At 36.8% G+C, this 22,574-nt stretch carries 23 protein-coding genes; 17 read left to right on the top strand and 6 right to left on the bottom strand.

The window, feature by feature from the left end; genetic code table 11:
- The first annotated feature begins 2 nt into the window (after positions 1–2).
- The 5 genes from GHT08_RS11990 to GHT08_RS11970 all read left to right on the top strand — a co-directional run bounded on the left by GHT08_RS11990 (position 3) and on the right by GHT08_RS11970 (position 4,850).
- Positions 3–350, top strand: a complete 348-nt coding sequence (locus GHT08_RS11990; RefSeq protein WP_163581634.1) for a hypothetical protein — start codon at positions 3–5, stop codon at positions 348–350.
- A 145-nt stretch (positions 351–495) separates the two neighbouring features.
- Positions 496–1,638 carry a cysteine desulfurase family protein gene (locus tag GHT08_RS11985; protein ID WP_163581633.1) on the top strand — a complete coding sequence of 381 codons (1,143 nt, stop codon included), beginning with the start codon at positions 496–498 and terminating at the stop codon, positions 1,636–1,638.
- Between the two features lie 6 nt (positions 1,639–1,644).
- A complete protein-coding gene (gene thiI, locus GHT08_RS11980; protein WP_163581632.1) occupies positions 1,645–2,847 on the top strand; it encodes a tRNA uracil 4-sulfurtransferase ThiI in 1,203 nt (400 codons plus the stop codon).
- Between the two features lie 98 nt (positions 2,848–2,945).
- Positions 2,946–3,152: an alpha/beta-type small acid-soluble spore protein gene (locus tag GHT08_RS11975; protein ID WP_018933566.1), complete on the top strand. Its 207-nt coding sequence runs from the start codon at positions 2,946–2,948 to the stop codon at positions 3,150–3,152.
- Positions 3,153–3,173: 21 nt separating this feature from the next.
- Positions 3,174–4,850, top strand: a complete 1,677-nt coding sequence (locus GHT08_RS11970) for an amidohydrolase (RefSeq protein WP_238343560.1) — start codon at positions 3,174–3,176, stop codon at positions 4,848–4,850.
- A gap of 186 nt (positions 4,851–5,036) precedes the next feature.
- Here GHT08_RS11970 and GHT08_RS11965 read toward each other — a convergent pair whose 3' ends face one another.
- A complete protein-coding gene (locus GHT08_RS11965; RefSeq protein WP_163581631.1) occupies positions 5,037–5,837 on the bottom strand; it encodes an NAD kinase in 801 nt (266 codons plus the stop codon).
- Positions 5,838–6,074: 237 nt separating this feature from the next.
- Between GHT08_RS11965 and GHT08_RS11960 the strand changes: the two genes are divergently transcribed.
- From GHT08_RS11960 to GHT08_RS11940, 5 genes are all read left to right on the top strand, one after another.
- A complete protein-coding gene (locus GHT08_RS11960; RefSeq protein ID WP_163581630.1) occupies positions 6,075–6,518 on the top strand; it encodes a hypothetical protein in 444 nt (147 codons plus the stop codon).
- Positions 6,518–7,003, top strand: coding sequence for a GerW family sporulation protein (gene ytfJ / locus GHT08_RS11955; protein WP_163581629.1), 486 nt, complete (start codon positions 6,518–6,520; stop codon positions 7,001–7,003). The genes GHT08_RS11960 and ytfJ overlap by 1 nt, the downstream gene beginning before the upstream one ends.
- Before the next feature lie 191 nt (positions 7,004–7,194).
- On the top strand, positions 7,195–8,172 hold the full coding sequence (locus tag GHT08_RS11950; protein WP_163581628.1) for a class I SAM-dependent methyltransferase: 978 nt from the start codon (positions 7,195–7,197) through the stop codon (positions 8,170–8,172).
- A 169-nt stretch (positions 8,173–8,341) separates the two neighbouring features.
- Positions 8,342–9,529: an acetate kinase gene (locus GHT08_RS11945; protein WP_026287360.1), complete on the top strand. Its 1,188-nt coding sequence runs from the start codon at positions 8,342–8,344 to the stop codon at positions 9,527–9,529.
- A 338-nt stretch (positions 9,530–9,867) separates the two neighbouring features.
- Positions 9,868–11,487 (top strand): glutathione ABC transporter substrate-binding protein, encoded by a 1,620-nt coding sequence (locus tag GHT08_RS11940; RefSeq protein WP_163581627.1) that lies wholly within the window; start codon positions 9,868–9,870, stop codon positions 11,485–11,487.
- Between the two features lie 481 nt (positions 11,488–11,968).
- On the opposite strand, the gene GHT08_RS11935 is transcribed toward GHT08_RS11940, so the two are convergent.
- The 5 genes from GHT08_RS11935 to GHT08_RS11915 all read right to left on the bottom strand — a co-directional run bounded on the left by GHT08_RS11935 (position 11,969) and on the right by GHT08_RS11915 (position 16,694).
- Entirely contained in the window at positions 11,969–12,973 is a 1,005-nt protein-coding gene (locus GHT08_RS11935; protein WP_163581626.1) for an ABC transporter ATP-binding protein, read from the bottom strand.
- A complete protein-coding gene (locus GHT08_RS11930; RefSeq protein ID WP_163581625.1) occupies positions 12,936–13,967 on the bottom strand; it encodes an ABC transporter ATP-binding protein in 1,032 nt (343 codons plus the stop codon). Before GHT08_RS11930 ends, GHT08_RS11935 begins: the two co-directional genes overlap by 38 nt.
- Positions 13,968–13,992: 25 nt before the next feature.
- On the bottom strand, positions 13,993–14,913 hold the full coding sequence (locus tag GHT08_RS11925; RefSeq protein ID WP_163581624.1) for an ABC transporter permease: 921 nt from the start codon (positions 14,911–14,913) through the stop codon (positions 13,993–13,995).
- Positions 14,914–14,930: 17 nt separating this feature from the next.
- Entirely contained in the window at positions 14,931–15,818 is an 888-nt protein-coding gene (locus GHT08_RS11920) for an ABC transporter permease (protein WP_238343565.1), read from the bottom strand.
- Between the two features lie 432 nt (positions 15,819–16,250).
- The gene (locus GHT08_RS11915) at positions 16,251–16,694 is read right to left on the bottom strand and encodes a universal stress protein (protein ID WP_163581622.1); all 444 of its coding nucleotides are present in this window, start codon (positions 16,692–16,694) and stop codon (positions 16,251–16,253) included.
- 215 nt (positions 16,695–16,909) lie between these two features.
- Here GHT08_RS11915 and GHT08_RS11910 point away from each other — a divergent pair, with 215 nt between their 5' ends.
- The 7 genes from GHT08_RS11910 (at position 16,910) to GHT08_RS11880 (ending at position 22,524) form a co-directional block, all read left to right on the top strand.
- Entirely contained in the window at positions 16,910–17,662 is a 753-nt protein-coding gene (locus tag GHT08_RS11910; RefSeq protein ID WP_163581621.1) for an SDR family oxidoreductase, read from the top strand.
- Between the two features lie 85 nt (positions 17,663–17,747).
- A complete protein-coding gene (locus GHT08_RS11905; protein ID WP_163581620.1) occupies positions 17,748–18,257 on the top strand; it encodes a DUF4178 domain-containing protein in 510 nt (169 codons plus the stop codon).
- A gap of 22 nt (positions 18,258–18,279) precedes the next feature.
- A complete protein-coding gene (locus GHT08_RS11900; RefSeq protein WP_163581619.1) occupies positions 18,280–18,948 on the top strand; it encodes a PspA/IM30 family protein in 669 nt (222 codons plus the stop codon).
- Positions 18,949–19,061: 113 nt separating this feature from the next.
- Entirely contained in the window at positions 19,062–19,727 is a 666-nt protein-coding gene (locus GHT08_RS11895; protein ID WP_238343559.1) for a DUF4247 domain-containing protein, read from the top strand.
- A gap of 19 nt (positions 19,728–19,746) precedes the next feature.
- Complete coding sequence (locus GHT08_RS11890; RefSeq protein ID WP_163581618.1) at positions 19,747–20,142, top strand: DUF350 domain-containing protein; 396 nt, start codon at positions 19,747–19,749, stop codon at positions 20,140–20,142.
- Positions 20,143–20,220: 78 nt separating this feature from the next.
- On the top strand, positions 20,221–21,771 hold the full coding sequence (locus tag GHT08_RS11885) for a polyamine aminopropyltransferase (protein WP_163581617.1): 1,551 nt from the start codon (positions 20,221–20,223) through the stop codon (positions 21,769–21,771).
- A gap of 72 nt (positions 21,772–21,843) precedes the next feature.
- Entirely contained in the window at positions 21,844–22,524 is a 681-nt protein-coding gene (locus GHT08_RS11880; protein ID WP_163581616.1) for a metal-dependent hydrolase, read from the top strand.
- The last annotated feature ends 50 nt before the right edge of the window (positions 22,525–22,574 follow it).

The following is a 22,574-nucleotide window of genomic DNA, read 5'->3' as shown; positions in this document are numbered from 1 at the left end:
TCATGAAATGGTTAGTAATGGCACTATCTAGCGTGACAGTTACCATCTGGGGAATTGTTCTATTCTTTTATTTAGATCTAGGGCAAACAGCTTATGTATACGCTGATCAACATGAAGTAGTGCAACACAAACACGATTACAAACAGACCAATTTTATATTTAGATCAAAGAAAATGCCCGACAATACTGACACTGGAGCACAAGATCAAGAGTCGAGCAAGTCAGATACTGAATCTGAACAATCGCAACAAGCTCCAAAATCTTTAGCAAACATGAATTTGGAATTGAATGATGACAATACAGTTTCCATTGATGAGATAATGTCGAAGTTAGATATTGCGGTTGAATAGTAAAGTCGAGAAGATATTCCTGTATTGATATAGGGATATCTTTTCTATTGTCAGTAGCAAACTTTTGTCAGGCATAACTTATTTGCACGATCGGTAAAATATGATAAGATATCTCAATGTTAATCGAAAAAAGAGAGGTTCAAGGATGATTTATTTAGATAATAGTGCTACCACAAAACCAAATCCACAAGTATTAGACAGTTTTACGAAAGCATCTACCGGGTACTTTGGGAATGCATCATCTATTCATGGGATTGGGATGGATGCGGAACGTTTATTACGTAAGTCCCGAGAACAAGCATCATCATTATTAGAAGTTAACCCTAATGAAATTATCTTTACATCGGGAGGGACAGAAGGTAATAACTTAGCGATTAAAGGAATTGCGCTAGAACATCAAAATAGAGGAAAACATATTATTACTTCTTCTATTGAACACCCGTCTGTTATCGAAACTTGCCAAGGGTTAGAAGCTTTAGGTTTTGAAGTGACCTATTTAGATGTGGATGAGTCAGGTTTAGTGGATATAGACAACTTAAAGAAAAAAATGCGCGAAGATACAATATTAGTCTCTATCATGCATGTAAATAATGAAATAGGAACGATTCAGCCGATTAAAGAAATAGGAGAAATCGTACAAAGCTATCCGAAAGCATTTTTTCATGTTGATCATGTGCAAGGGTATGGAAAAGTCCCAATAAATATTCAAGCAAGTCATGTGGATTTATGTACGATATCTGGTCATAAAATTCATGGGTTGAAAGGAACTGGAGTTCTTTATGTAAAGCAAACGGTGAAGTTGTTTTCATTAGCTCATGGTGGTGGTCAGGAAAGAAGAATACGCTCAGGTACAGAGAATGTTGCCGGGATCGTTTCATTAGTAAAGGCGATGCGTCTTGCTAAAGAAAAGCAGTCAGAACTTTCTAAGAAATTGACTACTTTAAAGCATGCATTAATGGAACAACTGCAAACGTTAGATAGAGTTGTCATCAATACACCAAAGATCGCTAGTGCACCGCACATAGTAAATTTCTCTGTTCGTGGATTAAAACCGGAAGTAGTTATACATGCATTAGAGGAATTTGATATCTTTATTTCGACTAAGTCTGCTTGCTCATCGAAGAGTGCGGATGAAAGTGCTGTACTTATTGCCTGTGGTAAAGACCGCGATATTGCAATTTCCGGCTTGCGTATTAGTATGTCTTATGAGACAACCAAAGACGAGATCGATTATTTCTTTCAAAAATTAACCGAAGTTATAAAAAAATTAAGTGAAGTAATGGGGTAGATATCAATGCAATATGATCATATAGTAATTAGATATGGGGAACTCACATTAAAAGGTCGAAATCGAAAACTGTTTACAACGCAATTAGCTAAAAATGTCCGTCTTGCATTGCGCAATTTCCCAGCTATTAAAGTAGACAAAAAGCGTGACCGCATGTATATCGTGTTAAATGGTGAGGACCCGGAAGCAATCATCGACAGATGCCAAAAAATATTCGGTATTCAAAATATGAGTGTGGCACTTAAGGTAGAAAATGAGGAAACAGCCATTAAAGAGCAAGCACTTAAACTTTTAACTGAAACAGAGAATGTAAGAACCTTTAAAGTATCAACCAAGCGTTCCAATAAAGAGTTTCCAATTGGATCACAAGAATTTAATCAAGTGCTTGGTGGATATTTATTGTCCAATACAGATGGCATTACAGTAGATGTTCATCAGCCGGATTTGGAAATTACCGTTGATATTCGTTCTGAAGCAACCTATTTAACATCGCAAAAGGTTCCAGGTGCTGCTGGACTTCCAGTAGGCTCTTCAGGAAAATCATTACTGCTATTATCTGGAGGTATTGATAGCCCTGTTGCTGGTTATTTAACGATGAAACGTGGTGTCCAATTGGAAGCTATCCATTTCCATTCACCACCATATACAAGTGAAAGAGCGAAAGAAAAAGTGTTAGATTTAGCGGAAAAACTGTCTTTTTATGGTCATTCGATTAAAGTCCATATTGTACCTTTTACAGCATTACAGCAGAAAATACATCGTGAGATTCCACATGGTTATTCCATGACGGTGATGCGCAGAATGATGATGCGTATCAGTGAAGCTGTTGCCGAACAAGAAGGTATCTTATCACTTGTAACTGGTGAAAGTCTTGGACAGGTTGCCAGTCAGACCATGGAAAGCATGCACGCGATTAATGCTGTAACCAATTATCCTGTTATTCGACCATTAGTCGCAATGGACAAAGACGAGATCATCAGAATTTCAGAAGAGATAGATATGTATGATATCTCTATTCGTCCTTTTGAGGATTGTTGTACAGTATTTGTACCTAAACAGCCAAAAACAAAACCAAAATTGGAAAAAGTAGAGCAATTTGAAGCTAATATAAAGTTTGAGTCAGATATTAAGGAAATCTTGTCATCGATCGAAACCGTTGAGATTGAAGCAAAAGATAAACAAGAAGAAGAACTAGAAGACTTACTCTAACTGTTGGATGAATTAACAACAACTACCAGTCAATATTTTGCATGATTTCACCTCTAAAAGTTCATGATAGTAATGTAGTCAAGAGGAGGTGAAAGCAAATGGCGAACAACAACAGTTCAAACAATCTAGTAGTTCCTGGAGTAAGCCAAGCTCTAGATCAAATGAAAGTTGAAATTGCACAAGAGTTTGGTGTAAACTTAGGTGCTGACACTACTTCACGTGCCAATGGTTCAGTTGGTGGAGAGATCACAAAACGTCTTGTACAAATGGCTGAACAACAAATGGGTGGTCAAGCAAATCAATAATAAAATGAAGGATAGTGCTAAGTGCACTATCCTTTTCTTATGGATGACTTTTTGCTATCGTTATATCATAATCAACAGAAGAATATTAGGCTAGGTGATAGAATGGGCACACTCTTTTATGGCGGTACAATTTACACAATGGAAGATGAAACATCGATAGCAGAAGCTGTTTATGTAGAAGATGGAACAATCATGGGTGTCGGGAAAGAATCAGCGTTAAGAAATACATGGAGGAACAGTATAGACGACGAATACAATTTGAGTGGAGCAATCATGTATCCTGGTTTTGTCGACAGTCATTTACATATTATTGGACATGGTGAAAAATTGTTACATTTAGACTTATCATCTATGAAATCTGCAAATGAAGTATTGCAAGCTTTAGAAAGAAAAGCACAAGAATTAGAACCAGAGGAATGGTTAATTGCAGATGGATGGAATGAAAATCAATGGGAAGAAGTCAGAATTATTGATAAGAAAGAATTAGATGATATTTCAAGTGAACACCCGATCATATTATCCCGAATATGCCGTCATGCTCTTATAGTTAATTCTAAAGTGTTGGACTTAGCTGGGATAACGAGGGAAATGGAAGACCCACAAGGCGGGAAAATTGTCCGAGATCAATCTGGAGAGCCAACCGGATATTTATTAGATCAAGCCCAGGAATTAGTGAAGGAAATAATGCCACTAATATCAGAATCTAAGTTACAGGAAACCGTTAAAGTCGCAATTGAAGATCTTCTTCGACTAGGTTTAGTTGGCGGACATAGTGAAGATCTTTCTTATTATGGTGGGTTTGAACGTACCTTGAATGCGTATCACAAGGTTTTACCTGAGAAGTATAAATTTAGAGCACACCTATTAGTTCATCATCTTGTTTTTAATGAAATGTTAGACCAAGGTTTACACTATGGTGATGGAGGAGATTTTACTACTCTTGGTGCAATGAAGATATTTTCGGATGGCGCACTAGGGGGAAGAACAGCTTGGTTGAGTGAACCATACCACGATGACCCAAGTAATGTGGGAATCCCAATTCATAAGCGGCATAATATAGAGATTTTATTTCAAAAAGCGCGAAAAACAGAGCATCCCGTAGCCGTTCATGCAATAGGTGATCAGGCGGTTGAGGAGATAGTAGCTTGTATTGAAAAGTATCCATTAAATAATGGTTTGAAAGACCGGATCATTCACGCTCAAATTATGAATGACAAGTTATTGGACAGATTAAAGAAAATTCCGGTTGTGCTGGATATTCAGCCTTCCTTTGTTGCATCGGATTTCCCATGGGTCAAGGATAGGATAGGTGATAGAAGAACGAATGATGCCTATCCATGGAAAACCTATTTAAATAATGGAATTGCTTGTGCTGGTGGATCAGACGCACCAATTGAAGAGGTAAACCCGTTATTAGGGATGCAAGCAGCTGTAACAAGAAGATCAAACATTGATGGACAAGTGTATGGCAGTCACCAAAAGCTTTCGGTTTTTGAAGCGATCTCTTTGTATACCAAGGGTAGTGCCTATGTTATTAATCATGCCCATGACCGTGGCATGATTCAGCCAGGCTTTGTAGCGGATTTTACTATATTGGAAAAAGACTTGTTCAAACACGATCCTGGTCGATTCCACGAAATCGAAGTAAAAGCAACCATCGTAGACGGAGAAGTTATGTACGAAAAACCAGAGGCGTAACACCTCTGGTTTTTTTGTGAAAAGTAGTGTGGACATTTGTTCCGTTATTTGTGATAAAAGTGGCGATTTTAGGCTACAAGCGGACATCTATTCCGCTATTCAATGAAAATAACGTCATTCTATACCAAAAAAGAACAAATAACGGATTAAATGTCCGATCAAGATAACAGTAGAATAGCGTTCAACTTACAGGAAGGTTCGTTGAACGCGGTCCCAGAAGGAGTTGTTTTTCAGCTTGACTGTTTTAATTCGTTTATCACTTAGCTGAATCGTTAATGTTTGAATGTTTCTTATTGAGTATGCCTCATTATCAAGGCCTACAATCGGGTAATCATTACCATCCTGAATGACCTCTAGACGCAAGATTCGATCTTGATTTAATACAAATGAAGAACCTAACGTACGGTAGCGGTTATTGTTTAATGAAGCAAGCTCCGTTACTTGTAAACAAGGAATTTTCGGATCAATTACAGCACCTGAAGTTGACTTGTTATACCCCGTACTTCCGGTAGGTGTGGCCACGATTAATCCATCTCCACGAAAGCGTTCAAAATGATTATCATCAATAAATACATCCATTGCAATCGTTTTAATAATCGCAGAACGAATAGCGGCTTCATTTAAACAATGGAATGTTGACTGACCATTGATCGTAACATCAATTATTGGAAAGCGACGAACCTCAATACTGTCATTTTTCATTGATGCCACCATCTCATCATATTGGTCAATGTTAAAATCACAGTACAAGCCAGATTCATCTGCTTGGGTAATGCCTACATATAAGCAATCCTGACGAAAGTTTGTATGACGGACAGCTTGCAGAAATTCACCATCCCCACCAACACTAATGATAATATTAGCTTCTTTAGACTCTTCTACGATTTGAAATCCTTGATTTTCCACATATTCAAATAACGGTTCCAATTTGTTGATAAGTTCCTCGTTTTTCTTGTAGTAAAAATATAATTTACTTCTGTTGTCCATTTTCCTTCCTCCTAGCAAGCATATGTATCTATTCTCATCTTATCATGGTTTCCAAAGCTATCCTATTGATAACTTTGATTATTTTGTGTTGATTGTTACGACTTTATGATTAATCTACTATTTACTCGTAAATAATAATGAAGAGGTGAGAGTATGCTGATTGTCCTATTATTGATTATAATCGTTCTTTTCATTATCATTTTTTTCATTTTTCTGAGGTCGCGAGTATATATATCATTGGATTGGCAATGGGATGAAGAGGATAAAAATGTCCAATTTAAAATTAGTATATTACGTTTTACATTTTATCAAGAGACAATCGATTTCACCCAGTTCGATTTAACATCTTTAGAAACAGATAAAAGCGTGGATATGAAGGAGATGTATCATCTTGTAAAAAGTTTGTTGAAAAAATCAGAAATTGAAGCTTTACATACCGAAACAATTGTTGCTACATATGATCCCTCGATAACAGCATACCTTTACGTGTCTATCACCACGTTAGCTGAATGGATTAAAGCTCATTATAGTAGTAAACGAGACGTTGAAATTAATATAGCAGCAGATTTTGAACAAGAAACTTTTCAATCAGCAGGTGAGTGCATGATATCGGTAAATTTGAGTAAGACTATCAAAGAAATGAAGAAAATGAAAAAAATACGAAAAGGAGCCAGACAATAATGGAAGATAATAATCAAAATGTTCACCCGTTAGAAGGATTTATGAATTTAACGATGGCCAATTTAAAACAATTAATCGAAGTGGATACAGCAATTGGTAAACCAATAGAAGTTCCAGATGGCAGCTTGATCATTCCTTTATCAAAAGTAAAATTTGGCTTTGCAGCTGGTGGCAGTGAGTTTGTACCTGGGGGAGGACAAGATCAGCAAGGTCAAGAAAAAGGTCAAGAAAAAGGTCAAGAAAGTGGGCAAGATGATACTCAATCAGAATCGATCATCCCGTTTGGTGGTGGAAGTGGTGGAGGTGTATCCATTATCCCTTCAGCATTTGTCATTGCTAATAAAGAAGGAGTTCGGCTGTTGCCACTAAATGAATCGACAACAGCTTATGAGAAAGTGTTAGAGAAAAGCCCGCAAGTAATTGACCAGGTTTTAGATATGTTAAAACAAAGAAGAGATGAAAAGCAGCAAGGTAATGATATATAATGCTTCTCAGTAGACAATTTGATTTCACTGCCCTCATAAAATAGTGAGACTTCCAACAGTGGGATTTGAACCCACTGTTGGTTAGCGAAGCTTATCAGGGTGTTATAGCGTCCTATCTTGCAAGAACGGACATTTAGCACCATGATAAGTTAGGCAGTGAATCATTTTGTATATTGTGGAGGGAGTAAAAGATGTCATTTGATATAGAAAAAGCTTTTTCAGATTTGGATCAACTAACATCTACTATAGAAGAAACAGAAAATGAACCTTATTTAGAAAGTTTAATTTTTGCATTACGTGCTATTCAAACAGAAGAAGCCTTAGATTTACCTGATAAAAAGACAGCAGATAGTTTAGCATCACTAAAAGAATCATTTTATAGTGAAGACACTACAAGTGAATCGATTCGTAAAGTCATTCAATTAGCCTTAATTAAAGGAATGAAGGGATCAACTCAACATCAACACGTTGTAACACCTGACAGTGTAGCAATGTTTATGGGCTACTTTATCCAAAAATTAATGCCTGAAACAAAACAATTACGACTATTTGATCCGGCAAGTGGTGCTACGAATTTATTAACTGCTGTGATTAATCAGGTAGAAGCAGATGTTACAGGGTATGGAAGTGAAATTGACCCGACATTGATTCAGTTAGCAGTAGAAAGTGCGAATCTGCAGGAAGTTGAGGTTGAATACTTTCATCAAGATAGCTTAACACCTTTATTGTTAGAGCCGGTTGATGCGGTTGTAGCTGACTTACCTGTCGGATATTATCCAAACGATGAACAAGCCGCTAAATTTGAATTGAATGCTGCTGAAGGACATGCTTATGCACATCACTTATTCATTGAACAGAGTATAATGTACACAAAAGAAGCAGGGTACTTATTATTCGTCATCCCTAATTTTCTTTTTACTAGTGATCAAAGTGATAAATTACAAAAGTATTTGCACAATAATGCCCATATATTAGCTCTGCTGCAATTACCATTATCAATGTTTTCTTCCGAACAACATGCTAAAAGTATCTTAGTCTTACAGAAGCACGGTAAGGATACAAAACCACCAAAGCAAACATTAATGGCTCAATTGCCATCCTTTAAAGATGTCAATAAGACTCAAAACATCCTTAAAAAAATCGATGATTGGTTCAAATTAGAAAAGTGAGAATAGTCAGAAAATAAAAATTTCATGAAGCAAACGTTACCATTTGATATTCCGGTTGCAAACTTATTCTGACGGTGTTTAAATGGATATGGGAATGTTTGAACATATGTCAAAACATTGATTTTATTAGCCAGGATAAGTAAATGAAAGAATGAAAGGATTGAAAATGTTGCGTAAAATTTTAGCTGTAAACGCCGGAAGTTCTTCACTAAAGTTTCAACTAATTGAAATGCCGGAAGAAAAAGTGTTGTCAAAAGGACTAGTTGAACGAATTGGTATTGCTGATTCCGTTTTTTCTATTGAATTTGATGATAAAGAAGATGAAGAAACAAGAGATATTCCTGATCATGCTGTAGCTGTCAAGCTATTACTTGATAAATTAACATCATTTGGTGTAATTAAAAGTTTGGATGAAATCGATGGTATCGGTCATCGTGTTGTACACGGTGGCGAGAAATTTAATGATTCGGTAGTGATTACTGATGAAGTAATTAAGGAAATTGAAGAGGTATCTGAGTTAGCACCGTTGCATAATCCAGCAAACTTAACTGGTATTCGTGCTTTCCGTGAAGTGTTGCCTAATGTACCTTCTGTAGCAGTATTTGATACAGCATTTCACCAGACAATGCCTGAGCAATCATATTTATATAGTTTACCATATGAATACTATCAGAAATATGGCATCCGTAAATACGGATTTCATGGTACGTCACATAAATACGTCTCTGAACGTGCTTCAGAGTTAATGGGTGTACCTTTGGAACAATTACGTCTGTTATCTTGTCACTTAGGAAATGGCGCAAGTATCGCAGCAATTGAAAAAGGTAAGTCAATTGATACTTCTATGGGCTTTACACCTTTAGCTGGTGTTACAATGGGGACAAGATCTGGAAATATTGATCCAGCTTTAATTCCATATATCATGGAGAAAACTGGACAATCTGCTTCAGAAGTAATGAATGTTTTAAATAAGAAAAGTGGTATGCTAGCTTTATCCGGATTTTCTAGTGATTTACGAGATATCCAGGAAAAAGCAGAAAATGGTGACAATCGTGCCGAATTAGCTCTTCAAGTATTTGCAGAGAGAATTCATAAATACATTGGTTCCTATGCTGCAAGAATGCATGGTGTGGATGCGATCATCTTTACCGCTGGTGTAGGTGAAAACAGTATAACGATTCGTGAACGTGTATTAAAAGGATTAGAGTTTATGGGTGTATACTGGGATCCAAGCCTAAACAACATTCGTGGTAAAGAAACATTTGTAAACTATCCACATTCCCCTGTAAAAGTAATTGTTATTCCAACGAACGAGGAAGTAATGATTGCTAGAGATGCAGTGAGATTAACACAATAAATTTATTCTGAAATAGATCTTTTTCCTATTAAATAGGGAGAAGATCTATTTTTATTTGCATATAAAAAAGATTGGAAGTCTACGCAAACGGGCAGATGGCCTTCCATTCAGGAGTAAGCTAGCTTCCTTGTTGATGGTGATTAAACTTACTATTATAAGTTAATGATTAATATGTCAATATCTGAAAGTCAATAGTTTGTAACAAATCTTGAATTAAAAAAGTGTGGGAAGATATTTGACAAAATTGCTTGAAAGTTTGGGAAATTTCAGTTATATTATAACATGATTATATATTACATAATCTTTACAAAAACTTAAAAAGAGGGGGGTTTAGATTAATGAAATCTAAACATTTAGTTTTAATGTTATCTCTTCTGTTTGTACTATCGATTGCACTAGTTGGTTGTGCAGGTGACGGTGAACCGGAGGAAACAACAGATGAAAACGATTCAGCAGAAGAAGGCAACGAGAACGAAGAAGCAGCAGGTTCCGGGGAATTAGTGATCTCTCTTCCATCAGACGTAGTATCACTTTCTCCGCAAGGTAATAATGATACACCATCCAGTAATGTTCGTGAAAATATATATGAAACATTAACTACACTGAACGAGGATCAAGAAGTTGAACCCGGCTTGGCAACAGACTGGGAGCAAATTGATGATGTAACATGGGAATTCCAGCTTCAGGAAGGTGTTACTTTCCATGATGGGGAAGAATTCAATGCTGAGGCAGTAAAGAAAAACTTTGAACGCTTAATTGATGAAGACATAGCGTCCCCACGTGCTTTTTTACTTGAACAAGTTGAAAGTATTGAAGTAGAAGATGATTATACGGTAAGGATTATACTTGAATACCCTTATGCACCATTATTGGCGAATTTAGCACATGATGGAACAGGAATTATGAGTCCTGCAATCATCGACGAAGACTATGCACAGCTAGAAGATGGTGGAGATGTTGATGGATATATTAACCAAAATCCAACGGGTACTGGTCCGTTTGAACTAGAAGACTGGTCTCCAGGTGAGAGCATCACGTTAACTAAAAATGAAGATTATTGGGGAGACCCTGCAAAGTTAGATAGTGTTACGTTTAAAGTAGTATCTGAACAAAGTTCTCGTGTTGCAGAATTAGAAACGGGTGTCTCTCATGTAGCAGATCAAATTGGTCCAAACAATATCTCACGTGTAGACAATCTTGCTGATGCTAGTGTATTACAAGCACCGAGTGTTTCTGTCTCTTATATAGGATTTAATATGCAAAAAGAACCGTTTGATGATGAAAAAGTTCGTCAAGCTATTTCTATGGCGGTTAACAAAGACGAAATTATCAATGGTGTGATGAATGGAGTAGGGATCCCTGCGATTGGGGCATTAGCACCTCCTGTGTTTGGTTATGATGATTCGATTGAAGGTTTACCATATGATGTTGAACAAGCGAAAGAATTATTAGCTGAAGCAGGCTATGAAGATGGTTTTGAAACGACGATTTGGACAAATGATAATGAGCAGCGTGTTGATACAGCAGTAGCACTACAATCACAATTAGGTGATATAGGTATCGATGTTGAGATTGAAGAGTTAGAATGGGGTGCATACATTGAGCGTACTGCTAACGCAGAGCACGATATGTTTATTCTAGGTTGGTCTACGGTAACAGCTGACGCTGATTACGGATTGTATCCGTTATTCCATAGCTCTCAGCAGGGTGAGCCGGGTAACCGTTCTTTCTTAGCAGATGATGAAGTAGATGAATTATTAGATGAAGGCCGTCGTGAAACAGATCCTGAAGCACGCCAACAAATCTATAGCGAAGTACAACAAAAGCTTGTTGATCTTGCTCCAATGATGTATACGCATCACCAAGAATACTTATTAGGAGTAAGTGATTCAGTTAAAGACTTTGGCATCAATGCACAAGGTATTTACCAAATTAAAGACGCATATATCGAAGAATAATAATAAAAAAGGAAGCCGGCTATGGCTTCCTTTTTTATGGATTTTATAAAAGTAGTAACAACTAAATCAAAGTTTTAAGAAAAACCGGCAAACTCTGCTGGTCTATTATTACTTTGGTAGTAATGATGAAATATTTGAACAGTTTGACGACCAATCCGGCTGCCCACTTCCCTTTCCGTGGGGGTTGCCCTTTAGCTAACTTCTGCTCTCCAACTCTAGCATGATGTAACATTGCTGCTTTTATACTTATGGATAGCTATTCTTGCTCTTATCTATTTTATAAAAGTCAACCTATTACTTCTGACAAGAATTGCTGCACTTCCTCATAGCGAAGTAATTAGTCGGAGCGTTGGCAAACACACATAAAATATGTCAAAATAACTACTTCGTTAAACACGGCGATTGCGCTAGTTATATACTTTCATACCCTTTAAAAAAGATCTTTGACAACTTTTATAGTTGTCAAAGATCTTTTTTCAGATTATTGTTCTGCTGCGATTTTTTCAATATGATGACATGCAGCGCGATGGCCTTCTTTCATATTATCCAAATTACGTAACGCAGGAACTTCCTGTTTACAAATATCTGTAGCGAAAGGACATCTTGTATGGAACCTGCATCCTTGTGGCGGATTAATAGGAGAAGGAACATCTCCTTTTAGGATAATTCTTTCTTTCTTTACTTCTGGATCTGGTGTTGGGATCGAAGAAAGTAATGCTTTTGTATAAGGATGTTGTGGATTTTCAAATAATGATTTCTTATCAGCGATTTCCACGATTTTTCCTAGATACATCACAATAATTCGATCGGAAATATGACGAACAACACCTAAATCGTGTGCAATAAATAAGAATGTCAAATTGAATTCTTTTTGAAGCTTCTTAAGCAAATTAAGAACTTGCGCCTGTACGGATACGTCAAGAGCAGAAACAGCTTCATCACAAATGATTAACTTTGGATCAACGGATAGTGCACGTGCGATACCAATTCGTTGTCTCTGTCCACCTGAGAACTCATGTGGATAACGATCGATCTGGTCCGCATTTAGTCCAACTGTTTCAAGTAATTCGATCGCTCGCTCTCTACGTTTTTCTTTTGGTACAGCCTTCTGTATTGCCATAGATTCCATCAAGATTTGTGCTACAGTTTGTCTCGGGTTAAGAGAAGCATAAGGGTCCTGAAAGATTACTTGTAAATCTTTTCGTTTCTTTCTCATTTCCCGCTTGTTTAATGCTAGTAAGTCAACACCATCAAACTCGATGGAACCCTCAGTAGGTTCGTCTAAGCGTAAAATAGCGCGTCCTGTTGTCGATTTGCCACATCCAGATTCACCTACAACACTTAGTGTTTCACCTTCATAAATATCAAAAGTGACATCATCCACAGCTTTTACATGGTTTACGGTTCTTCCTAAAAATCCCCCTTTAATAGGGAAATGTTGTTTTAAATTATTCACTTTGAGCAGTTCTTTTTGACTCACGTACATTCACCTCCGGATCTCCGTCCCAACGGTCTGTGTATATCCAGCAACGTACTTCGCCACCGTCTGCCTGAGTATCTAATGTTGGGAGTTCTTGGGTACACAACTCTGTTGCGAACGGGCAACGAGGTGCAAAACGACATCCATCAGGCATATCTTTAGGACTTGGTACATTCCCTTTAATAGGCTCTAGTTCATCTACGTCTGTATCGTGGCGAGGAATTGAATTGAGTAAGCCTACCGTATATGGGTGTTTAGGAGATTTAAATATTGATTTCACATCTTGGTATTCTACAACTTTTCCACCATACATAACGGCAACATAATCACATGTTTCTGCTACTACACCCATATCATGAGTGATCATGATAACAGACATACCTAATTCTGATTGAAGATTCTTGATTAATTCAAGAATCTGAGCTTGAATAGTTACATCTAACGCGGTGGTAGGCTCATCTGCTATAAGTAATTCTGGATTACAAGCGAGTGCCATTGCAATCATAACACGTTGTCTCATACCACCTGACAATTCATGTGGATATTGTTTCACACGTTGTTCTGGCGAAGGAATACCAACTAAAGTAAGCAGTTCAATAGCTTTTTTTGTACCACGCTGTTTGTCAAGACCTTGATGGACTTTTAGTGTTTCACGAATTTGCTGTCCAATCGTATAAACAGGATTTAAGGACGTCATCGGTTCCTGAAATATCATGGAGATTTCATTTCCGCGAATGTTACGAATCTCTTTTTCACTTAATTTTGTAAGGTCTCTTCCTTTAAAATTAATCTCCCCACCCATAATTTTGCCTGGCTTATCTAGTAATTGCAGAATAGACATCGCTGTAATACTTTTACCAGATCCTGACTCACCAACAATTCCGATTGTTTTTCCTTTCGGTAATTTGAATGAAACGCCGTCGACAGCTTTCACTTCAAATCCATCCACTAGAAAGGAAGTTCTTAAATCATTTATGTCTAAAATAGTATCTTGATTCACATCGCTCACCTCTTTCTGTAAGGATTTAATCCATATTAATTCGTTTGTTTAAGAATTTATAAGAAATATCGACGATTAAGTTAACAAAAACAAAGACAACAGCAATAATGAGAACGGATGCCTGTACAACAGGGAAATCTCTTGCAAGGATTCGGTCGACCATTAATTTACCCATGCCATTAATAGCAAAAACGGTCTCTGTTAAAACAGCACCTGCTAGTAAACTACCAAACTGTAACCCGATTACGGTTACAACAGGAATAAGCGCATTTTTTAAAGCGTGTCTGTAAATGACTACTCTTTCTTTTAAACCTTTCGCTCTTGCTGTTCGGATATAGTCCTGTGAGATAACATCAAGCATACTGGACCTTGTCATCCTAGCGATAACGGCAGCACCCATTGTCCCTAAAGTAATAACTGGTAAGATTATTTGTTGTGGTGATCCCCAACCTGTTGGCGGTAACCATCCTAGTTGAAGGGAGAACCATTGCATAAGCATTAAACCGAACCAGAAATTTGGCATAGATAGCCCGAATAAAGCGACGAGCATTATCCCTACATCCGCAATGGAATATTGTCTCACAGCTGAGATAATACCGGCTATTAAACCTAAGAATATACTAAATATCGTACTATATACGGCTAGTTCAAGCGTAACCCAAAACTTGGGCGCAAGTTCTTGACTTACTGGTAAACTTGTTCTCCAAGAAGTTCCGAAATCTAACATAACAGCATCTTTTAGAAAATGAAAATATTGAACAGGTATAGGATCATTAAGGCCTAACCGGTTTTCTATTTGTTCAATGGTCTCTTTTGGCGCATTTTCTCCAGCAATAATTTGTGCTGGATTCCCCGGAGTAAGGTGCATAAGTGAGAAAACAATGATGGTTACACCTAATAGAACAGGGATCAATTGAATGAGACGTCTAACAATAAATTGAAACATTAGTGCACCTTCTTCCTTTATTTTTTATTCATTTTAGGGTCTAAAGCATCTCGTAAACCATCACCAAACACATTAAATGCCAATACTATTAACATGATTACCAAGCCTGGGAATAAAGCGATATGCCCTGCATCCCACATGAAATCTCGGCCATCACTAAGTAATGCACCTAATTCAGGAGATGGTGGTTGTTCTCCCATTCCTAGGAAGGAAAGACCACTTGCGGTAATAACAGCATTTGCGATAAACAAGCTTGCTTGAACAATAATAGGTGATAGGATATTTGGAAATATATGTTTCGAAATAATTCTCAAATCTGAAGCTCCAAGAGCTTTCATTGCATCAATATATTCTAAGTTTTTGGTTGCGAGTGTTGATCCTCTTACAATCCGTGCAAATGTCGGAATAGCAAAAATAGCAATAGCGTAAATAACATTAGAACGACTTGGTTCTAGAATACTGATTAAAGCTAGTGCTAATAAGATACCAGGGAATGCTAGTAGGATGTCCATAAAACGCATGATTACTGCGTCAATTTTGCCACCATAGTATCCGGAAATAATACCAATAATGACACCTGCAATACTACCTAAAATCGTAGCAGTAAAGCCGATAAACATCGTAATCCCAAGGCCATGAATAACACGAGTGAAAATATCTCTTCCATGATGATCGGTGCCAAACCAATGATCAGCAGAAGGCCCTTCTAGTTTAATAGCATAATCTGTTGTATCTGGTTCCATAACAGTAAGAAATGGACCTACAATAGCGATAATGATTAGGATAATAATTAAATATCCACCAATTAAGGCACTCTTATTCTTCACTAGTTTTTTATAAAAATCTTTTAAAGATCTTTTCCACGGCCGATCTGTTTTGGTAGCTTTTATATTAGTTTGCTTCATTTGTTCGGTGTTCAACTAATTTACCTCCTTTTGTCACAGTCTATCCCTACTATTATAATGGAAAGCTTGTTTATTTTAAGTGGTTTGTCAATGAAACTAACAAGATACCCCTTACATTTCGCAATCGATTACAAAGACCTGCGTTTTCTTATAAAAAAGGAAGTTAGAATTTGTCAAAAAAGGTCGTTTTATATCAATTGCAAAATAATACGATAATAACTATACCACATAACTAGTAATATATTAATGTATTTATAAAAATAAAAATATTCAAACAATTCTAATTATTACAAAACATTCATGTTTATATCTTATATCATTATGGATTCTGTTCAAGTAATATGTATGCTACCAAAAAATCAATTCTTACATGAGAAAATAGAGAGCTTGATTTGCTCTCTATCAGTAGTCAGTCTATCGAGGTTATAATGGTTAACTTCTCACAACTAACACATCACATGATGCATATCTGGTAATACTTTCTGAAACACTTCCTATTAGAAACCTTTCTACTGCATTCATTCCTGTTGCACCACAAATAATCAAATCAGCTTCAAACTTCTTAGCTAGATCTTTTGGGATTTTAATTTTCGGTGAACCAATTTCTACATGTGTTGTAATATTGGTTATACCTTTCTTAGTTGCCTTATCTTTATATTCATCAAGTAGCGTTTGCGCATAATTTTCTGAACGTGCCGCAAGTGTTTGATCATACACTTCAGGTGCGACAGTGGTAATAGTTCTTGTATCAATCACATGAGCTAAAAACATCTTCGCATCATTTCTTAAAACGATATCAACGGCTTTCTTAAATGCTAATTCTGAAGCATCTGAACCATCCACTGCTACTAAAATACGATCATATTCAAAAGACATCTCTATCTCTCCCTTCACGTCTATAGTCTTATTATATCATGTATCCGTTTTCATGTGAAAGATCGAATAAATTTTTCTTATTATTCACATACCACGATTAACCATTTATAAAACTTCATGCCTTAAATAGAAATTGTCTACACTTTAATAGAAAAAAATAAAACAATCATGTAACATATAAGATATGAAAGAAGTAAGGTTAAGGAGGAAATAACATGGGACACGCCTTTATTACGGCTGGAACAAAAGGCCTAGGATTAAAAGTAACTGAGGCATTTATCAATCAAGGACATGCTGTTTCTATTACATACTTCAGGGATCATCAGCGTGCAAAAGAAATGTTAGAAAAATTTCCAGATGCATCGATTGAAATTATTCAAGCTGATGTCTGTAATAAAGATGATCTAACAAATGCTGTAAAAAAAGCCGTGGAAAGGTTTGGAACCATTGATTATTTAATAAATAATGCAGGACCATTTATATTTGAAAGAAAAAAATTAATCGACCATAAAGAAGAGGAATGGAATCAAATGATTCGCGGCAATTTAGATGCTGTTTTTCATCTGTTACAATTAACAATACCAGCAATGCGAAAGCAGCATTTTGGCAGAGTTGTCAATTATGGTTTTCAGAGTGCTAATACTGCAGCAGGTTGGGTTAATCGAGCTGCTTTTTCGGCTGCGAAGGTGGGGTTAGTATCATTAACCAAGTCTATTGCATATGAAGAAGCCGAAAATGGTATTACTTCGAATATGGTATGCCCAGGTGACATTGTTGGAGAGATGAAGGAAGCATCGATAATGGAAAGCAGAAAGTCCGAAGATCCCAACACACCAATTGGGCGTTCTGGAACAGGTGAAGATATTGCCCGAACTGTGATGTTTTTCTGTGAAGACGATGCAGATATGATAACAGGTACTGTCGTGGATGTGACAGGAGGATTAGATGTTATTCATCAAAATCGATAAATTTTTCTAAAAAAACTGAAACCTTTTTTAACATGGATCGTATCTAATTATAACAACCCATTAAAGGAAGAAAAGAGGTGTACCATTGGGTTTCTTTTCCAAGTTATTTAATAAAAAAGAAAAGAAAGCAACTGTCAGAAAGAGAGATTTGCTTTCGATAGAAGTGGGGGATATCATTGAATATGATTTAGCTGATTACGAAGTAGTTGGAAAAATAATCTACAGACAAAACAATTATAAATGGTACAGTTACCAGCTTTTAGGGGAAACAAGGACAATCTGGTTATCCGCCGAGATGGATGATGAATTGGAACTAGGTATTTATGAAAAAATTCAGCTTCCTGAAGCAGACAATTTCCCTAACCAGCTAGTCTTTAATAACAAAACCTACTCTCTAGATGAAAGTGGCCAGGCAGATGTAACTGGTGAGGGACGAAGCAGTTCGCTTACAGGTCAACGTATACGTTATGCTGAGTATTGTGATGCAGCTGAAAAATCTTTTATTAGTGTGGAAGAGTGGAATAGTGATGTAGAAGCAAGCGTTGGTTATCCAATTGAAAATTATGAAGTTAAAATTATTGCAGGTTCACATTAATCATTATTAGGAGGAATTTAGTATGTTTCAATTTTTTAAACGTGTAAAAACAGTAGTAAGCTCAGAGTTGAATTCAATGTTAGACAAAGCAGAAGATCCGGTGAAAATGCTAGATCAGTTCATGCGTGATATGGAGTCTGATATCCGCGAGGTAGAATCAGCAGTAGCCAAACAAATTGCCAATGAAAAAATGTTGAAAAGAAAGACAGATGATGCACAAGCACTAGTAGAAAAGCGACAAGCACAAGCAGAAAAAGCTATTGAAGCTGGCAACGAAGACCTTGCTCGTCGTGCTTTAGAAGATAAGAATGAACAAGAAGCCCAAGCTAATACGCTTCGTGAATCTTGGGAGCGTGCTAAACGCGATGCAGGTCAGCTACGTGAAAAATTAGATGAAATGAAAAAAGAATATCAACAAATGCAATTGAAGAAAGATTCTCTAAAAGCAAGAGCAGAATCAGCAAAAACTCGTACGAAAATGAACCGTACTATGTCATCTATTGGGAATGATGCTTCGAAACAAGGGTTTGAACGTATGGAGGAAAAAGTGATGCAGTTTGAAGCAGAAGCTGACACAAGTGAAGACTTATCTTCCGCAAGCAAGTCACTAGATGATGAATTTGAAGAATTAGAAAAAAGCGATGTCGATGACGAACTAGCAGCTCTTAAAAAGAAACTAGGAAAAGAGTAACAAACATAAGCGGGGGGTTTCAGCAGTTAGTTAACCTTTATATGGTGCTAAACGTCTGGAACACCCTCTTTCTCATGGATACATATAGTACGAAAGCAGGAGGTGATTTTGGCGTGAATAAAAAGATAGGCTTGAGTATTACCATGTTATTTTTTATTTTACTTGTTGGCTGTAATTCAAATTCGTTCACTAATTTATCTGCATTTGATGAATCCGATGCTATCTTAGAAGAAGATCTGCAGGTTTCCGAAACAAAAGATGAAATGATTGACCAGTTGAAAACGACCAATAACTCAGATATGGAAGCACTTATATCCAACAATTTTCCGTTTGTAGATTCCGTTGTGGGCGACGACACAACTGCAAATGTCTATGGAACGTTGCTGTTTGAAGTAGAGGAGCTAGCCGATCTCTTGGCCGAGATTAAACAACCGCAAGAGGTCAGTGACTATATCGATGGTCAACAAATCCTTGCTTACTCTGACTTGTTTATTATTATCAAAGATAGTGAAGAGCTAGAGAATGCAACATTTATCGAAGTCGCAAGTGAGCAATTTGTTCGTAAAAATTATTCACCTAATTTCTTAACTACATATTTTACGATCCGTATGCTAGATAGTTTCTTTGGTAATAACTGGGTGTCAAATAGACGGAGTTACTGCAGTTCCAATGACTGTTATGGTGGCTACTCTACATCACGCAGTTATAATAAGGGTGGTACAACGACTAACAGAGGTTTAGGTTCTTTTCGTGGAGGCGGACCTAGTTCAGGAAAATAATAAAAAAGGAGAGTTGAATATGGAACCTTTTATTTCAACATTTATTTATTTTATTGCTGCAATTATTATTGTGATTATCGGACTGGTTATTTTTGAATGGCTGACAACCAAATATAAAGATTGGGAGCAGGTAAGGGATGGTAATCAAGCTATTGCACTATCCATCTCAGGAAAAATAATTGGAATTTGTATTATCTTAGCATTTGCTATTTATCATAGTATTGATGTAGTCGAAACATTAATATGGGGAGCGTATGGAGTTGTATTGCAACTAATAGCTTACCTTATATTTGAAGGGATTACACGTAAATTTTCCGTTGAGGACCAACTGAAGGCCAATAATGTTGCAGTTGGAATTATATCGTTTGCTGTTTCTGTCGGTTTGGCATTTGTTATCGGATCATCTATCACATAAGGGACAGAAAGCCTGACCATCAATACGTAAAAGGTCAGGCTTTTCCAATCGTGACTACATAGGAAGTGTGGAGTAGGTATGGAAGAGATAAAAGTAAAGCAAAGTCATTTTATTTATTGGGCATCAGGTATCGTATCGATCTGTGGTATTATATTCGAAGTATTATTCGGGGCCCTAGGGTCTTATATTTTAGGAGATGGTGTAAAGCAATATACTTTAACCATTTCGTTGTTCCTGACCGGCATGGGAATTGGTGCAAGTTTAAGTGAGAAAGTAACCAAACATTTAATTTTATCTTTTATTTACATAGAATTTCTTGTTGCTTTGATTGGTGGGTTTTCTAGCTTTCTCATGTTTGCAGCAACCGCCTTTTTTTCTGACGGAACAGATGCATTATTTCTTTATTCCATTACGTTAATCATTGGTGCATTAACCGGTGTTGAGTTACCGATTTTAATCAGGAAAGCCAATGAGATAGGAGTTACATTACAGCGAAGTACTGCAAGAGTGTTATTTTCTGATTATGCTGGTGGTCTAATTGGTGGTTTATTATTTGTCTTCTTATTACGCCCACAATTAGGAATGGTGAAAACCGCTTTTTTAGTTGGGGTGATCAACCTTTCTGTAGCATTAGTTGTCCTTTATTTATTTCGTAAGGAGTTAATCAAAAAAACTTTGCATGGAATAGTTGGGGGAATTATCGCTCTCTTGTTACTAGCTGGTTTGATTTTTGGCGAATCACTAGTTTTATCTTTTGAGCAAAAAATTTATAATGATCCGATTGTCCATCTCGAAGAAAGTCAATATCAGAAAATCGTCATGACTAAACAAAACGAAGATATTCGGTTATATCTGGATGGTGCCTTGCAGTTGAGTTCGATTGATGAACATCGATACCATGAAGTATTAGTTCATCCGGTAATGGCATATACCGAAAGTCAGGAAGAAGTGTTAGTGCTTGGTGGTGGAGATGGATTAGCTGTCAGGGAATTGTTAAAATATCCAGGCATCCATAACATAACATTAGTTGATTTAGATCCAGCTGTTGTAGAATTGGCCAATTCAAATCCGCATCTTCTGGCGTTAAATGATCACTCCTTACAAAATGAAAATGTTAATGTGGTCAATCAGGATGCATTTGAATTTCTAGAGCAAAGTGAGGATTGGTTTGACGCCATATTCATAGATTTGCCAGATCCTAATAATGAAAGTCTCAATAAATTATATACGAAAGAATTCTATTCGTTGGTTCGCAACCATTTACAGCCTGGTGGAGCGATTATGATACAAGCAACAAGCCCAGTATTTGCTCGTGAAGTCTATTGGACGATTTCGAATACAATTGCTTCCACTGGTTTAGAAGTGGAAAATTTCCATGTAGATGTACCGAGTTTTGGTAACTGGGGATTCGTAATGGCAAGTAGGGAGCAGATAAACGTTGATTCATTAGCCATTGATGTGGATACGGATTTTTTAACAGATGAGATGCTCCAAACCTTAACCTTTTTTGGCAAGGATGAAGACGAGAATATATTGGAAAAGAACGGTGAACAGAAAGAATTAGTAGTAAATACCTTAATTAACCCTAGACTAATAGAAATCTATGAAAAATCTTGGCAATATTATTAATTCATGTTTAAATAAACCGTAAATGGGAAAAACGGAAATAGAATAATATAGTGAAAAGGAGTGCATATTTGCATGAAAGTATCTTTCCACGGACAATCATGTGTCAAAATTCAAACATCCGAACATACGATTTTAATCGACCCATTTATCTCAGGTAACGGAACGAGTGATTTGGATCCAGATGAGCAAGAACCAGATGTTATTCTGTTAACGCATGGACATAATGATCATGTTGGTGATACGGTCAGTATTGGAGAGCGAACTAACTGTCTTATAGTGGCACCAAACGAATTAGCTGTGTACTTCGGTTCACGAGGGTTGAATACACATCCAATGCATATTGGTGGTGCACATACATTTGATTTCGGCAAAGTGAAATTTACACCTGCCTTCCATGGTTCCATGTTTGAGGATGAGGAAGGAAACAAAATTTATGGTGGTATGCCTGGAGGTATATTATTCTTTGCTGAGGGAAAAACGATTTATCATGCAGGTGATACAGGTCTATTTTCCGATTTGAAATTAATAGGAGATATGAATGAAATTGACTTAGCTTTTTTACCAATTGGTGATAATTTTACAATGGGACCAGAGGATGCTCTAATTGCAGCTGACTGGATACAAGCAAAGCAAGTTGTACCAATGCACTACAACACGTTCCCATTAATCGAACAAGATGGAGAAGCATTCTGCAACCAAGTAAAAACAGGAGAAGGCGTTCACCTGAAACCAGGAGAACATGTAGAACTATAAGAAAAAGGTCAAAGTGATATTGCTTTGACCTTTTTTGATGTCGTGGATGA

This window comes from Gracilibacillus saliphilus (genome assembly GCF_010994085.1).
Classification (GTDB): Bacteria; Bacillota; Bacilli; order Bacillales; family Amphibacillaceae; genus Gracilibacillus; species Gracilibacillus lacisalsi.
Note: the sequence above shows the minus strand (reverse complement) of the source record. Positions and strands in the feature narration are given on the sequence as shown.

What these genes read in the sequence shown, in the direction of transcription:
- GHT08_RS11990 (WP_163581634.1), top strand. Translation starts at nt 3, where the DNA reads ATGAAATGGTTAGTAATGGCACTATCTAGCGTGACAGTTACCATCTGG.
- GHT08_RS11985 (WP_163581633.1), top strand. Translation starts at nt 496, where the DNA reads ATGATTTATTTAGATAATAGTGCTACCACAAAACCAAATCCACAAGTA.
- thiI (WP_163581632.1), top strand. Translation starts at nt 1,645, where the DNA reads ATGCAATATGATCATATAGTAATTAGATATGGGGAACTCACATTAAAA.
- GHT08_RS11975 (WP_018933566.1), top strand. Translation starts at nt 2,946, where the DNA reads ATGGCGAACAACAACAGTTCAAACAATCTAGTAGTTCCTGGAGTAAGC.
- GHT08_RS11965 (WP_163581631.1), bottom strand. Translation starts at nt 5,837, where the DNA reads ATGGACAACAGAAGTAAATTATATTTTTACTACAAGAAAAACGAGGAA.
- ytfJ (WP_163581629.1), top strand. Translation starts at nt 6,518, where the DNA reads ATGGAAGATAATAATCAAAATGTTCACCCGTTAGAAGGATTTATGAAT.
- GHT08_RS11950 (WP_163581628.1), top strand. Translation starts at nt 7,195, where the DNA reads ATGTCATTTGATATAGAAAAAGCTTTTTCAGATTTGGATCAACTAACA.
- GHT08_RS11940 (WP_163581627.1), top strand. Translation starts at nt 9,868, where the DNA reads ATGAAATCTAAACATTTAGTTTTAATGTTATCTCTTCTGTTTGTACTA.
- GHT08_RS11935 (WP_163581626.1), bottom strand. Translation starts at nt 12,973, where the DNA reads ATGTACGTGAGTCAAAAAGAACTGCTCAAAGTGAATAATTTAAAACAA.
- GHT08_RS11925 (WP_163581624.1), bottom strand. Translation starts at nt 14,913, where the DNA reads ATGTTTCAATTTATTGTTAGACGTCTCATTCAATTGATCCCTGTTCTA.
- GHT08_RS11920 (WP_238343565.1), bottom strand. Translation starts at nt 15,818, where the DNA reads ATGAAGCAAACTAATATAAAAGCTACCAAAACAGATCGGCCGTGGAAA.
- GHT08_RS11915 (WP_163581622.1), bottom strand. Translation starts at nt 16,694, where the DNA reads ATGTCTTTTGAATATGATCGTATTTTAGTAGCAGTGGATGGTTCAGAT.
- GHT08_RS11910 (WP_163581621.1), top strand. Translation starts at nt 16,910, where the DNA reads ATGGGACACGCCTTTATTACGGCTGGAACAAAAGGCCTAGGATTAAAA.
- GHT08_RS11900 (WP_163581619.1), top strand. Translation starts at nt 18,280, where the DNA reads ATGTTTCAATTTTTTAAACGTGTAAAAACAGTAGTAAGCTCAGAGTTG.
- GHT08_RS11890 (WP_163581618.1), top strand. Translation starts at nt 19,747, where the DNA reads ATGGAACCTTTTATTTCAACATTTATTTATTTTATTGCTGCAATTATT.
- GHT08_RS11885 (WP_163581617.1), top strand. Translation starts at nt 20,221, where the DNA reads ATGGAAGAGATAAAAGTAAAGCAAAGTCATTTTATTTATTGGGCATCA.
- GHT08_RS11880 (WP_163581616.1), top strand. Translation starts at nt 21,844, where the DNA reads ATGAAAGTATCTTTCCACGGACAATCATGTGTCAAAATTCAAACATCC.